The organism is Collinsella aerofaciens, assembly GCF_039758965.1.
GTDB classification, from domain to species: Bacteria; Actinomycetota; Coriobacteriia; order Coriobacteriales; family Coriobacteriaceae; genus Collinsella; species Collinsella aerofaciens_BR.
Genome location: NZ_JBDMSL010000003.1, coordinates 12,787 through 26,743, shown reverse-complemented (window position 1 = coordinate 26,743; position 13,957 = coordinate 12,787). Strand labels below are relative to the sequence as shown.

12 protein-coding genes and 1 riboswitch are annotated in these 13,957 nt (G+C 59.9%); of the genes, 11 read left to right on the top strand and 1 reads right to left on the bottom strand.

Annotated elements, in window-relative coordinates:
- Positions 1–569: 569 nt before the first annotated feature.
- Both groES and groL read left to right on the top strand, forming a co-directional pair.
- A complete protein-coding gene (gene groES / locus ABHU32_RS01460) occupies positions 570–863 on the top strand; it encodes a co-chaperone GroES (protein WP_022094351.1) in 294 nt (97 codons plus the stop codon).
- Positions 864–959: 96 nt separating this feature from the next.
- Entirely contained in the window at positions 960–2,597 is a 1,638-nt protein-coding gene (gene groL, locus ABHU32_RS01455; protein ID WP_022094352.1) for a chaperonin GroEL, read from the top strand.
- A 298-nt stretch (positions 2,598–2,895) separates the two neighbouring features.
- Here groL and ABHU32_RS01450 read toward each other — a convergent pair whose 3' ends face one another.
- Positions 2,896–3,453 carry an NYN domain-containing protein gene (locus tag ABHU32_RS01450; RefSeq protein ID WP_346978594.1) on the bottom strand — a complete coding sequence of 186 codons (558 nt, stop codon included), beginning with the start codon at positions 3,451–3,453 and terminating at the stop codon, positions 2,896–2,898.
- A gap of 518 nt (positions 3,454–3,971) precedes the next feature.
- Positions 3,972–4,164: riboswitch (FMN riboswitch) on the top strand.
- Between the two features lie 5 nt (positions 4,165–4,169).
- Between ABHU32_RS01450 and ABHU32_RS01445 the strand changes: the two genes are divergently transcribed.
- The 9 genes from ABHU32_RS01445 (at position 4,170) to ABHU32_RS01405 (ending at position 13,549) form a co-directional block, all read left to right on the top strand.
- On the top strand, positions 4,170–4,760 hold the full coding sequence (locus ABHU32_RS01445; RefSeq protein WP_346978593.1) for an ECF transporter S component: 591 nt from the start codon (positions 4,170–4,172) through the stop codon (positions 4,758–4,760).
- Positions 4,757–6,661 carry an energy-coupling factor transporter ATPase gene (locus tag ABHU32_RS01440; RefSeq protein WP_346978592.1) on the top strand — a complete coding sequence of 635 codons (1,905 nt, stop codon included), beginning with the start codon at positions 4,757–4,759 and terminating at the stop codon, positions 6,659–6,661. Before ABHU32_RS01445 ends, ABHU32_RS01440 begins: the two co-directional genes overlap by 4 nt.
- Entirely contained in the window at positions 6,661–7,461 is an 801-nt protein-coding gene (locus ABHU32_RS01435; RefSeq protein ID WP_346978591.1) for an energy-coupling factor transporter transmembrane component T family protein, read from the top strand. Before ABHU32_RS01440 ends, ABHU32_RS01435 begins: the two co-directional genes overlap by 1 nt.
- Positions 7,462–7,491: 30 nt before the next feature.
- Positions 7,492–7,938: a pyridoxamine 5'-phosphate oxidase family protein gene (locus ABHU32_RS01430; RefSeq protein ID WP_195239396.1), complete on the top strand. Its 447-nt coding sequence runs from the start codon at positions 7,492–7,494 to the stop codon at positions 7,936–7,938.
- A gap of 54 nt (positions 7,939–7,992) precedes the next feature.
- On the top strand, positions 7,993–8,403 hold the full coding sequence (locus ABHU32_RS01425; protein WP_346978590.1) for a pyridoxamine 5'-phosphate oxidase family protein: 411 nt from the start codon (positions 7,993–7,995) through the stop codon (positions 8,401–8,403).
- 256 nt (positions 8,404–8,659) lie between these two features.
- Positions 8,660–9,730, top strand: coding sequence for an N-acetyl-gamma-glutamyl-phosphate reductase (gene argC, locus ABHU32_RS01420; RefSeq protein ID WP_346978589.1), 1,071 nt, complete (start codon positions 8,660–8,662; stop codon positions 9,728–9,730).
- Positions 9,731–9,865: 135 nt separating this feature from the next.
- A complete protein-coding gene (argJ, locus tag ABHU32_RS01415; protein ID WP_346978587.1) occupies positions 9,866–11,134 on the top strand; it encodes a bifunctional glutamate N-acetyltransferase/amino-acid acetyltransferase ArgJ in 1,269 nt (422 codons plus the stop codon).
- An 81-nt stretch (positions 11,135–11,215) separates the two neighbouring features.
- Positions 11,216–12,196, top strand: a complete 981-nt coding sequence (gene argB, locus ABHU32_RS01410; RefSeq protein WP_346978586.1) for an acetylglutamate kinase — start codon at positions 11,216–11,218, stop codon at positions 12,194–12,196.
- 69 nt (positions 12,197–12,265) lie between these two features.
- On the top strand, positions 12,266–13,549 hold the full coding sequence (locus ABHU32_RS01405; RefSeq protein WP_346978584.1) for an aspartate aminotransferase family protein: 1,284 nt from the start codon (positions 12,266–12,268) through the stop codon (positions 13,547–13,549).
- The last annotated feature ends 408 nt before the right edge of the window (positions 13,550–13,957 follow it).

The following is a 13,957-nucleotide window of genomic DNA, read 5'->3' as shown; positions in this document are numbered from 1 at the left end:
TACGGCGCGAAGTACGCCCATTTGTCCCAACGGGGTCTGCCCACCGACCAAAACCGCCCGCTGAAGGCGTTCTTGGGACCAATAAGGTATGTCCGGCGCGTATGCAGCCGTCCTGGCTTGCTGAATACTCCCAAAAATGCACGGTGCTTCCCAGGGGACCCGTGCGCGCAGCGAAAACCATACCCACGTTCCTATCCGCATCGCCATTTTGCTGCACTGACTTTTCTGAATGTCGGGCCCGAATTAGTTAACCTGCCTCCCGTGTGGCTCCGGAGGGGCGGGGCATAAGGTTTATCGCGAGTTCCGCACGAGCCGAAGGCCACTTAATGTGGCCTTCGTGCGAGCAGGACTGCCCGAGCAGGAAACCTTACGCCCCGCCCCTCCGGAGCCACACGGGAGGCATCGCTAAGTTATCCCCCAGCATTCAGAAAATCTAAGTGCCAAAAAATAAGATTTTTTGACTCCATGTTGTATAACCCGCCATTCGTGGGTACCATTCAACGCGTACGCAAACAAAAAGGGTTAATTCGCGTGGTATAACCGCGCGGCCCAAAAAGGAGGAGACAAGCATGTCGTCTTTGAAGCCGCTTGCAGATCGTGTTCTGGTCAAGCCCGACGAGGCCGAGCAGAAGACCGCTTCTGGTCTGTACATCGCCAGCAACGCTCAGGAGAAGCCGCAGCGCGGCACCATCGTTGCCGTGGGCGCCGGCAAGGTCAACGACAAGGGTGAGCGCATCCCCATGGACGTCAAGGTTGGCGACGTTGTCATCTACGGTAAGTTCGGTGGCAACGAGGTCAAGGTCGACGGCGAGAAGTATCTGCTGATGCGCGCCGACGACATCTATGCTGTCGTCGAGGCCTAGTCTCGTCAGAATCTCTGATTCGTCTTTGAACGCGCCCGCCGCATAGGACTCGGAAGCGGCGGCGCGAGTCACATTTCTTTTGGAGGATTACCTACCATGGCAAAGAACATTACGTTCAACACCGATGCCCGCGCTAAGCTTGCCAAGGGCGTCAACACTCTGGCCGACGCCGTTACCGTCACCATGGGCCCCAAGGGTCGCTACGTTGCGCTGCAGCGCACGTTCGGTGCCCCGACCATCACCAACGACGGCGTTTCCGTCGCCAAGGAGATCGAGCTCGAGGATAACATCGAGAACATGGGTGCTCAGCTGGTGAAGGAGGTCGCTACCAAGACCAACGACACCGTGGGTGACGGCACCACCACCGCAACCCTGCTCGCTCAGGCCATCGTCAACGACGGTCTGCGCAACGTCGCCGCTGGCGCTAACCCGCTGGCCATCCGTCGCGGCATCGACAAGGCCGTCAACGCCGCCGTCGCCGAGATGAAGAAGCAGGCCAAGCCGGTCGAGACCAAGGAGCAGATCGCTTCCGTCGGTACCATCTCCGCCGGTGACCCCGAGGTCGGCGAGAAGATCGCCGAGGCCATGGAGGTCGTGGGCAAGGACGGCGTCATCACCGTCGAGGATTCCCAGACGTTCGACATCACCATCGACACCGTCGAGGGCATGCAGTTCGACAAGGGCTATGTCTCCGCTTACTTCGTCACGGACAACGACCGCATGGAGGCCGTGATGAAGGATCCGTACATCCTCATCACCGACCAGAAGATTTCCAGCGTTCAAGACATCATGCCCGTTCTCGAGGCTGTCCAGCGCGCTGGCCGTGGCCTGCTCATCATCGCTGAGGACATCGACGGCGAGGCTCTGCCTACCCTGGTCCTCAACAAGATCCGTGGCGCTCTCAACGTCTGCGCCGTCAAGGCCCCGGGCTACGGCGATCGCCGCAAGCGCATCCTCGAGGACATCGCCGTCCTCACCGGTGGCCAGGCTGCCCTGGACGAGCTGGGCGTGAAGGTCGCTGACATCACCGCTGATATGCTCGGTACCGCTAAGTCCGTCACCATCTCCAAGGACAACACCGTCGTCGTCGGTGGCGCTGGCTCCAAGGAGGCCATCGACGCTCGTATCGCTCAGATCAAGGGCGAGATGGAGAACACCACCTCTGACTTCGACCGTGAGAAGCTCCAGGAGCGCCTGGCCAAGCTCTCCGGTGGCGTTGCCGTCATCAAGGTCGGCGCTGCTACCGAGTCCGAGCTCAAGGAGATCAAGCACCGCGTCGAGGACGCCCTGCAGGCTACCCGCGCTGCTGTCGAGGAGGGCATCGTCGCCGGTGGCGGCGTCGCCTTCATGGACGCTGCTCCTGCGCTCGACGCCGTTGAGCTCGACGACCCCGAGGAGAAGATCGGTGTCGACATCGTCAAGAAGGCTCTGACTGCTCCGGTCGCTACCATCGCCAAGAACGCTGGCTTTGAGGGCGCTGTCGTGGTCGACAAGGTTGCCGAGCTGCCCGCCGGCCAGGGTCTCAACTCTGCCAACGGCGAGTGGGGCGACATGATCGAGATGGGCGTCCTCGACCCCGTCAAGGTCAGCCGCGTCACCCTGCAGAACGCTGCTTCTGTCGCCAGCCTGATCCTCATCACCGAGGCTACCGTCTCCGATGTGCCCAAGAACACTCAGCTTGAGGATGCTATCGCTGCCGCTACCGCTGGTCAGCAGGGCGGCGGTATGTACTAAGGCCGACAAGGTCTAGAACTCCCACCGGGAATCCGGGGGCGGGACGGGGACTTCTCTCCGGAACGTCCTCGGTTAGATTGGGACCCCTTGTCCTGCTCCTTTGGAGCCGCGGACAAGGGGTCCTTTTTGTGCTGAATTATTGTTCAACTTTTCGAAATCTCTCATTTGTTCGACTTTAATCGACTGTCTGCTCAATTGAGTGGCGGGCTCGTCTCGACTCGCGTCTTGCAAGTTCTTGGGTAGACGGCTTGCTCGAGGTTTATGAAAGGGGCCGTCCCGCGGGACGGCCCCTTACTTGCTATCTGACTTTGGCAGGATCGAACTCATTCGATATATCTTCGATGCCATCAGATTGAAGAATGAGCTCGCTAGGCAGATGGTGGCCCATCGGATCGATTAGGAAATCGAGTCCTGCCCTTCTGGCCGTTTTTGCGACTGGGATGAAGTCTGTGTCACCAGCTATGAGAACGATTTGATCAACAGTTCTCCCATGGGCGAGCGAGGCGACATCGAGTCCGATTCTCATGTCAACACCGGATTGCTTTAACCCAACGAGGGTGAAATCTTCCTGCCCGAGGTCGGTTGTTGTCAACTCACCCTTGAGTAGCTTCTTGAGCGATTCTTGTTTCAAGTTGTAATGCGCGTTCGCTGAGCGTAGTTCGCCCATGCGCATCGCAACTTTCCTCTTCTCCCCGAGGGCTGCGTGGAAATCGGACATCCATACATTGGAGGGATGCTTCCGGCTGAACACGGTATTGTGTTCGTCCCAGGGCTGCTTAAAAGTGCCGTTTTCTAGTGGTGGACAGTTGTAGAAGAAGATTCTGTATAGGGAGCGGTCGCCGTATTCTAGCGTCATCTTTCGTTTAGCGGATATGTGCCGCAGGGCATAGGCATGACATTCCGATGCGCGCTTTTCGGGTGAAGTGTCTCCCCATAGCCTGCGCGCTCGTTTCAGGAAGAAATTTCCATCGATTAGGACAGCGGTTCTTGTCATGATATCTCCTGCTACATGAATTGACCCCCGAGCTGTGGTACTCCGGCTAAAGATTGGAGCCACTGTCGGAGGTCTTCAAAAAACGGAGGACAGGGAGATGGCGGAAAACCTAATTTCTCTGTCTGGCTTGAGTCTACATCCATTGACTCAGCAATTTGTGGTGGAATTCGGGTTAGATTGTGGAATCGCGCCCTTTGCACTTCGGGGAATTCTGTGTTGACTGCCCTTCTTGATCTTTCGTACTTGCCTGCGATCAGTTGTTAGCGTGCTGCAGCATTGTTGTTGCGCCGCTCTATCCCGGGCGTATTTGTGGGGCGTTTCCCTACCATAAATTACCCTTGGCATACTTGCGCGAAAGCCTACTGGTGCTACACTTGCAATTGCTGTTTCAGGGCGGGGTGGAATTCCCCACTGGCGGTAAATCGGGCGGTGCCAAAGGGGTGCCGTGGCGCAGACGAGGCGTCTGCGACCGAGCCGATGAGTCCGCGACCCGTGCGTGTGTTGGTTCGCATGCCGGCTGAACTGGTGAGACCCCAGTACCAACGGTTAGAGTCCGGATGAAAGAGGCAGGTGATCTTATGTCTGAACAGTCGCAGCATATCCATTTTGAGAACACGAATAGGTGGAGCACCAAACAGCTCGTTACCATGGCGTTGATGTGCGCCTTGGGCGCCCTGTTTATGTATGTGCAGCTGCCCATTCTTCCTTCGGCGCCGTTTTTGACGTATGACCCGTCGCTGGTGCCGGCGATGGTGTGCGGGTTTGCGTATGGCCCCGGTTCCGGTACCGCTGTTGCAGCCATGGCGATCGTTATCCATGCGCTCACCACGGGTGACTGGGTCGGCGCGCTTATGAACCTGGTTGCCACGCTGGGCTACATTCTGCCCGCGGCTATCGTCTACCAGAAGATGCATACCTATAAGGGTGCCGTGATTGGCCTGGTGCTCGGCGTTATTGCTGCTACGGCGTTGTCTATGGTCGCAAACCTTACCATTGGCGTATGGTTCTGGTATGGCTCGGTCGATGTGATCGCCCCGCTCATGATTCCTGCCGTGCTGCCGTTCAACCTTATCAAGACCGTGCTTAACTCGGTGTTGACGCTTGCAGTGTACAAAGCGGTCTCCAACCTCATCACGCCTAAAAAGGACCAGGTCAAAGGCCGCGCATGATTGAGTGTCGGGGCGTTTCCTTTAGCTATGACGGTGCCGCACCGGCACTCGACGGCGTCGATCTGAACATCGAGGATGGCGAGTTTTTCTGCATCCTCGGTGGCAATGGGTCGGGCAAGTCGACGTTTGCCAAGCATCTGAATGCACTGTTGCAGCCCGATGCGGGCACGGTACGCGTCAACGGCATGGATGCGTCCGACCCCGAGCTGGTCTACGACATTCGTTCGACCGCGGGCATGGTATTCCAGAATCCCGATGATCAGCTGGTAGCAACGCTTGTCGAAGATGACGTTGCGTTTGGTCCTGAAAACCTTGGCGTGCCATCGGCGCAAATTGCGCAGCGCGTACGCGAGGCACTGAAGGGCGTGGGCCTGGTGGGCTTTGAGCGCCACGAGACCCACGCGCTTTCGGGCGGCCAAAAGCAGCGCGTGGCGCTTGCCGGCGTGCTCGCCATGGAACCGCGCGTGCTCATATTGGATGAGGCTTCCTCGATGCTCGATCCGCGTGGACGCAAGGGCCTCATGAAGGCTTGCCGTGCGTTGCATGATCGCGGCATGACCATCGTGATGATTACGCACTTTATGGAAGAGGCCGCCGAGGCCGATCGCGTTGCTGTCTTCCAAGCGGGCCGCGTTGCCATGATCGGTACGCCCGAGGAAATCTTGACGCGGGCGGACGAACTTGCGCAGCTCAACCTGGATATGCCGGCGTCGTGCTGCCTAGGTAGGGCACTTCGTGAGAAGGGCGTGCCCGTTTGCGCGCAGGTGCGCGAGGCAGATATGGTCGCCGAGATTGCGCGGGTTTACGCCGAGCGGGGCGGGGCGGACGTCGCAGTGCAGCCTTCTGCATCCGATTCTCGTATGCTCGACAATGCATCCTTCGCGACTAACGAGGCGGCCGCATCGGAGCCCGTTATCGAGATTTCGCACCTCTCGCATAGTTACTCGCTGAGCGCCCGCGAGCGCCGTCGATGGCGCAAGCGCTCGACCACTGCGGACGCATCGAGCAAACAGGCTCTTTGGGGCAACGATCCAAACAGCCCCTGGGCGCTACGTGATGTTTCGCTGACGGTGCGCCGCGGCGAGTTTCTGGGATTGGCGGGTCATACCGGCTCGGGTAAATCGACGCTGGTTCAGCATCTCAACGGGTTGATTCGTCCGCAGGAGGGAAGCGTTTGCGCGCTGGGGCTCGACCTATCAAGCAAGAAAGACGCCGCCGCGGTTAAGGCCAAGGTCGGCGTGGTGTTTCAGTATCCCGAGCGCCAGCTATTTGCCGAGACCGTGGCGCAGGACGTGGCGTTTGGCCCGCGCAACCTTGGCCTGCCAGAAGACGAGGTTGCACGCCGTGTCGCATCATCGCTTGCGCGCGTGGGCCTCGACCTTGCCGCGATAGGCGACAAGAACCCCTTTGAGCTTTCGGGCGGCCAGCAGCGCCGCGTGGCGTTTGCCGGCGTGCTCGCCATGGAGCCCGAGGTGCTGGTGCTCGACGAGCCCATGGCGGGGCTCGATCCGGCTGCGCGCGGGGATTTCCTGGGGCTCATCGATCGACTCCATCGCGAGGGCCTGACTGTTGTCATGGTTTCGCATAGCATGGATGACCTGGCAAATTGCTGTGACCGTATCGTTGTGATGAACGAGGGCGCCGTGTTTGCCGAGGGAACGCCCGCACAGGTTTTTGCGCACGCGAACGAGCTCAAGTCAATCGGCCTGGGCGCCCCTGCCGCTCAGCGCATGGCATTATCGCTCGTGCAAGCCGGTGTGCCGCTCCGCTGCGACAAACTTTATACGGTTGAGGCACTGGCCGACGAGCTGGCCGGCTTGCTGCTGGGCTGCGCGGAAGGGCCTTTGAGGGCTCCGTGTCAGGCCGGTTCCAAGATAGCCGCGCGAGAGGAGGGCTGCTGATGGAGGCGTTCTCATTTGGCAGCTACTATCCCGGGGATAGCGCGGTGCATCGCCTGGATCCGCGTACTAAGTTGCTCCTAGGTTTCGCCTTTCTGGTCACCGTGCTCACCGTCGGAAGCTTTTGCGGGCTGGTTCCGGTCGCAATGTTTGTGGTCCTGGTCTATGTCGTGGCCCGGGTGCCGTTGCGTCGGGTCCTATCATCGATGGCACCACTGCTGGCGATTGTCGTGGTAGTCGCGGTGCTCAACTTGTTTTCCGATCAGAGCGGCCGCATTTTGTGGCAGCTTGGCTTTTTGCAGGTGAGCGAGGGCTCGCTGCGTTCTGCGGCGTTTGTGGCGTGCCGCCTGACGTTGATGATGGCCGGCATGAGCGCCATTACACTCACCACGCCGACGCTCGACCTCACCGCGGGCTTTGAACGTCTACTCGCACCATTTGCGCGCGTGGGGCTTCCGGCGCACGAGCTCGGCATGATTATGGGTATCGCGCTGCGGTTTATGCCGCAATTTGCCACCGAGATGAAACAGACGGCCGATGCACAGGCAAGCCGCGGCGCGCGCGTGACGGGCGGTCCGCTCGGCGGTGTGCGCATGCTCGGCAGTGTGGCGATTCCGCTGTTCACCGGTGTGTTCCGTCATGCCGAGACGCTTTCGGCCGCCATGGATGCGCGTTGTTATCACGGCGAGCAGGGACGCACGCGTCTGCATGCGCTTGCGTTTGGCCGGGGGGATGTACTGGCAGCGCTGGCGATGGCGCTGCTGGTGACATGCGTTGTCGTTATCAATCTTCAACTCTTCTAAGCTCGATTCGAGCACAAGAAAGGGGTCTCCATGACCGACATCGATCGCACGGCTCAGCTCGAGCGCGCCTGCTCGTATCTCAGGCGCATTCCGGCGTGGTATCTTGCCACGACCGATGCGAGCGACGGGCATCAGCCCCGCGTGAGGCCGTTTTCGTTTGCCATGGTCGATGACGGCAAGCTGTGGTTTTGCACGTCGCGCGACAAGGACGTATGGGCGGAGTTGAGCGCGAATCCCAAGTTTGAGGTATCGGGCTGGAAGCCGGGGGAGTGCTGGATCGTGTTAACCGGTGAGGCCGCGCTCGAGGACGATGCATTCGTGAGCGACAAGGTGCGCCAAGCGGGCTTTAAGCACATGGTGGGCATTGGCGAGCAACACGATAGCGCCAACGATGGCCGCCTTGCATTCTTCTCGGTCCGCAATATCGCCGCACGGTTCTGCGATATCGACGGCAGCGAAGAGCGCCTCGAGCTCTAATTTCCCAAATTGACTACCCATTCCAAAAAGACTGGTCAGGCGACAGGAGGAAACGTGGACGGATTGAATACGGTGCTGGAGTATCTGACGTCGGTGCCGGCGTGGTATCTGGCGACGAGCGTGGGCGGGCAGCCGCATGTGCGTCCGTTCTCGTTTGCGCAGATTCAGGACGGCAAGCTGTGGTTTGTGACAGCGCGCACCAAAGATGTGTGGCAGGAGCTGCTGCAAAACCAGCGCTTTGAGGCCACGAGTTGGTGGCCGGGCCATGGCTGGCTCATCTTGCGCGGGCGTGCCGGCTTGGATGACCGGGCTTTAGACGAAATGCGCGAAGTCGGGTGGAAGCATCTAGAGCACCTGGGCGAGCACTATGAGGGGCCTAACGACCCCGCGCTCGTCTTCTTTAGCGTCGAGGAGCCGGAGGCCTTCATCTGCAACCACGACGAATGGGTGCCGGTCGAGCTCTAGCCAGCTGACTCATCCCAACAACTTAGTTTTCGCATGGGCGGGCCCTGTGTTGCCCGGCACCGTAAGGAGTGCCGGTCAATACGGGCCCGCTCTATTTGTCAATTCCTTCAAGCGAATGTGTCGGGAATGTTTCAATGCATGAATATGCAAGCTATTTACATATTCATGCATCTTTTGGTGCTAAAGTTTCAACCCACTTCATAACAACCGCTGCGAAATGCGCATCGGTGCATAAATCGCAGGCAAGGAGTCTGATATGTCTTTGAAGGTTGGAATCGTCGGCGCGGCTGGATATGCCGGAGCCGAGCTCATTCGCCTCGTACTCGGCCATCCCGAGTTTGAACTTGTTGCCATTACGTCCAACGCCGATGCCGGCCAGCCGCTGTCCGCGGTGTATCCGAGCTTTGCTGGCGTGAGCGATCTGGTTTTCACCACGCATGACGCCCCCGAGCTCAAGAGCTGCGATGCGGTTTTTCTTGCCGTGCCGCACACGGCTGCCATGGCACAGGTGCCCGCGCTGCTTGCATCGGGCGTCTCCTGCTTTGATCTTTCGGCCGACTACCGCCTGAACGACGCGTCCGTCTTTGAGACGTGGTATGCCGCCGAGCATACGAGCCCCGAGCTGCTCAAGACCCGTGCCTTTGGCCTGCCCGAGCTATTCTGCCGGGACTTGGAGACCGCCGCATCCGACCATGCCGACGGCAAACCCGTTTTGGTCGCCTGCGCCGGCTGCTATCCCACCGCAACGAGCCTCGCTGCTGCTCCTGCCGTGCGTGCGGGCTGGGTGGCAGAGAACGGTCCCGTAATCGTCGATGCCATTAGCGGCGTGACGGGTGCCGGTAAGTCCTGTAACGCTCGCACCCATTTTTGTAGCGCAGACGAGAACCTGGAGGCCTATGGCGTAGGCAAACATCGCCATACGCCCGAGATTGAGCAAATTCTGGGCCTGACCGATCGCGTCGTCTTTACTCCACACTTGGCACCGCTCAAGCGCGGCCTGCTTTCCACGGTGACGATGCCGCTCGCGCCGCAGGCTCTCGACGCGTTGGCCCTTGAGGACGTCGTCGACCATTACAAGAAGTTCTACGCCGGTCGCACCTTTGTGCGCGTGCTCGATGCCGGCCAGCAGCCCAAGACGGCTTCGGTCGTCGGTACCAACGCTGCCCAGATTGGCCTTGCGCTCAACAAGCGTGCGGGCGTGCTGGTGGCAACGGGGGCCATCGACAATTTGTGCAAGGGTGCCGCGGGCCAGGCGGTCCAGTGCGCCAACATCGTCTTTGGTTTTGCCGAGCGACGAGGCTTGCCCACAGTGGCGTGCCCGGTGTAGCACATTCGATTGTTAACGATTTGGTAGTCGGGTATCGAGTTGGGCGCCGCTTTCAAGCTGGTCTAGTAGTTGCGACCGGTATGGCGTGCCAGCCGATGCCCGCTTTTTTGTCTGATATAAGGAGTCGTAGGGACGATGAATACCGACCTGATTGATATCAAGATACGCGCCGTCGAGGGTGGCGTTACGGCAGCGGCCGGCTTTAAGACCGCAGGCATCCATGCAGGATTCCGGAAGAATCCCGAGCGCTTGGACTATGCGCTCGTCGTGCCCGATAAGCCCTGTCCAGGCGCCGGCGTGTTTACGACCAACCGCTTTTGCGCGGCGCCCGTGCAGGTGAGCCGTGCCAACCTGGGCGGTGCGGACAAGGGCTATGGCATCATCGCCGGCGTTTCAATCAACTCCGGCAACGCGAATGCCGCCACGGGCGAGACCGGCCTTGCCTGCGCGCGAGAGACATGCAATATCGCGTCGCAGGTCATCGGCTGTGAACCCCAGCAGATCCTAGTTGCATCCACAGGCGTGATTGGACAGATTCTGCCGATTGACACGTTTGAGACGGCCGTCCCGTCCGCCTACGAGGCACTCTCTGCCCATGGCGGTGCCGATGCGGCCCGTGCCATCATGACGACCGATACGCACTCCAAGGAGTATGCCGTTCGCTACCGCAGTGAGGCTGCGGGTCATGCGGGCAACGCTTATACGGTGGGCGGCATGTGCAAGGGCTCGGGCATGATCATGCCCAATATGGCCACCATGATCGCGGTCATTACTACCGATGCCCCCGTCGAGCCGTCGGCGCTCCACGCCCTGTTGCTCTCGACCGTTAAGCAGACCTTCAATAAGGTGACGGTCGATTCCGATACCTCGACCAACGACACCTGCATCATGCTTGCTTCTGGCGCTGCAGTCGCAGATGCCGAGGCCATCGTCGAGGGTACTGATGCCTTTGACGAGTTGGCCTTTGCCGTGCACGAGGTGTGCGAGAGCCTGGCGCGCAACATTGCGGCCGATGGCGAGGGTGCGTCAAAGCTCGTGACGGTTAACGTCGCCGGCGCCGCCAACGACGAGGAAGCCGATATCGCCGCCCGCGCCGTCGCCAATTCGCCGCTCGTCAAGACCTGCATCGCCGGCCACGACTGCAACTGGGGCCGCGTCGCCATGGCGCTTGGCAAGTGCGGCGTGAAGTTTAATCAGGAAGACGTTTCCATCGACATGATGGGCATGCCCGTCTGTCGCGATGGTCTGACCGTTCCCTTTGACGAGGACGAGGCTCTGCGACGTTTTGAGGCGCCCGAGATCGTGATCTCGGCCGACCTGGGCGCAGGCGATGCGGCAACGACCGTGTGGACCTGCGACCTCACGCACGAGTACATCTCCATCAACGGTGACTACCGTTCCTAGATTCCAGACACGCTGCGCATCTTGCCGCGATTGCGGACGGCGGAGCACGGCACGATAACGATACGAAAGACGAGGCAGATTATGAAATTCGCACGCGATTGTCGTTCGAGCGAATCCAACGAAGCAACCGCGCAGCTGCTGTTCGAAGCGCTGCCGTGGATTAAAAACCTGACCGGCAAGACGGTCGTTATCAAGTATGGCGGAGCCGCCATGGTCGATGAGCAGCTGCGCCGCGACGTGATGAGCGACATCGTTTTGCTCAAGATCATCGGTATGCGCCCCGTCATCGTGCATGGCGGCGGCAAGGCCATCAACGAGGCGCTGAGCCATTACGATATTCCCGTCGAGTTTAAGAACGGCCAGCGCGTGACCACGCCGGCGACTATGGATATCGTGCGCGAGGTGCTGGGCGGCAAGGTTAACCAGGAGCTGGTCGCCGCCATCAACCACCACGGCAACCTGGCCGTAGGCGTGTCGGGCAGCGATGCCGGCACACTCATCGCCGAGCCGCTCGACCCCGAGCTCGGTCGCGTGGGCAAAGTGACGCACGTCAACACCGACTATATCGAGCGCTTGCTCGATAGCGAGTACATTCCCGTTATCGCTACCGTCGCGGCGGGGGAGGACGGCGGATTCTTCAACATCAATGCCGACACCGCTGCCGGTGCCGTTGCGGCGGCGCTTCACGCGCATAAGGCGATTTTTTTGACCGATGTCGACGGCCTGTACAAGGATTTTAGCGACAAGGACTCGCTTATCTCCAACCTGACGCTCGACGAGGTCAACGAGATGCTCTACGGCGGAGAAGTCGACAAGGGTATGATTCCCAAGCTGCGCGCCGCCGTTGATGCGCTTGCTGCTGGCGTGTTCCGAGCCCACATCATCAACGGCACGACGCCGCACTCGCTGCTGCTGGAGTTGCTGACCGATGCTGGCGTCGGTACCGTGATCCACTCCACCGAGACGGCCTACGAGTTCGATACGCATCCGCATCCGCTTTCGACGTTTGCGGCGCGTCTGACCGAGAACCTCGACGAGGTCGAGAAGCTCCAGACGGTCTAGCCGACCCGCGGTCGTCGCGTCCCTGCACCCATAGCCCTGCGCCGTACGGCGCCCAACGAAAGGCATCTCATGTCACTTGCAACTCAGCAATCACTCGAATCCCATTACGTTATGCATACCTTTGGTCGCTCGCCGGTAGAGTTTGTCGAAGGTCACGGTATGAAGCTCATCGGTGACGATGGTCGTGAGTATCTCGACTTTCTCGCTGGTATCGGTGTGTGCAGCCTTGGCCACGGCAATCCGGCAGTGCTCTCGGCGCTCGAGGCTCAGACCAAAAAGCTTCTGCATGTGTCTAACTACTTCTACATCGAGCAGCGTGGACAGGTCGCGGCGCTGCTGTCCAAGCTTGCCAACGACGACGTAGATGGTGCGTGCGTGCTGGCCGATGCCATTGCCGCCGGCGATGAGACCACGGCCGCTGCGCTCGGTGCCCCGGCTGCGGACGAGCAGGTGTGGGAGACGTTCTTTGCCAATTCTGGTGCCGAAGCCAACGAGGGCTCGATGAAGCTCGCGCGTCTGTACGCCAAGCGTGCTGGTAACGGCGGCAACACCATCGTATGCATGCGTGGCGGCTTCCACGGCCGTACGCTCGAGACCATTGCCGCCACCATGCAGGATCGGCTACAGGACAGTTTCCGTCCGCTGCCGGGTGGCTTTGTGGCCTGTACGCCCAACGATGTCGACGAACTGCGTTCGATCTTTAAGCAGCTGGGAAGCGAGGTCTGCGCCGTCATGCTCGAGCCGATTCAGGGCGAGAGCGGCGCGCACCCCATGACCGAGGAGTTTATGGCGGCGGCGCGCGACTTGGCACACGAGGTGGGCGCCGTTCTTATCGCCGACGAGGTCCAGTGCGGAATCTTTCGTACGGGTAAGCCGTTTGCGTTCCAGACCTATGGCGTGGAGCCCGACATCATGAGCCTTGCCAAGGGCATTGCCGACGGTGTGCCTATGGGTGCCGTGGTGGCAAAGAAGGAAATCGCCGACGTCTTTAAGCCCGGCGATCATGGTTCGACCTTCGGTGGCAGCTGCTTGGCCATCGCGGCGTGTGCCGCGACGCTCTCCGCGCTTGTGCACGGCGATTATGCCGAGCATGCTGCCAAGGTTGGCGCCTATATGGAGCAGGCGCTGGCTAAGCTTCCGCATGTGGTAGAGGTGCGTGGTCGCGGCCTGATGCTCGGCTGCGATTTGGATGCTGCCGCGGGTGATGCACACGACGTCGTGGCCCGTGCATTGGGGGCTGGTGCCGTGATCAACGCTACAGGCGCACATACGCTGCGCTTCCTTCCGCCGCTCGTGTGCGAAGAGGCCGACGTGGACAACCTGATCGAGATCCTGGCGGGTGTTTTGGCCTAACACGGCGCAATAACTTAATTTGGACCGGGTTCCGGACTGCGGACGTGCCATATGCGGCACGATTCAGCGGTCTGGAGCCCGTTTTGCTATCGATTTACCATGGCTGGGATAGGCCGTGTGCAAAAAGTGGCAAATATGAGTACGGGCACTAACTTCGTAACATATAAATTAGGCACTTTTAGATGAGTTGGGCCACATATGTCCAGTTTTGTAGTTGGCAAATTGGCTTAACTGGACTATCGATCGTCGTTCTAATGCCGGATTTGCCTTTTATGACTTCGAAAACGCTGCTACTAAAAAGGTAGCAGTACTCATATTTGGCATTTTTTGCACACGGGTATTCGCCAAGGGTCCATTTCGCCGCCCGAGCCCCGCTTCGTCGCTCCGCTCCTCGCGTGCTGCGCTGGA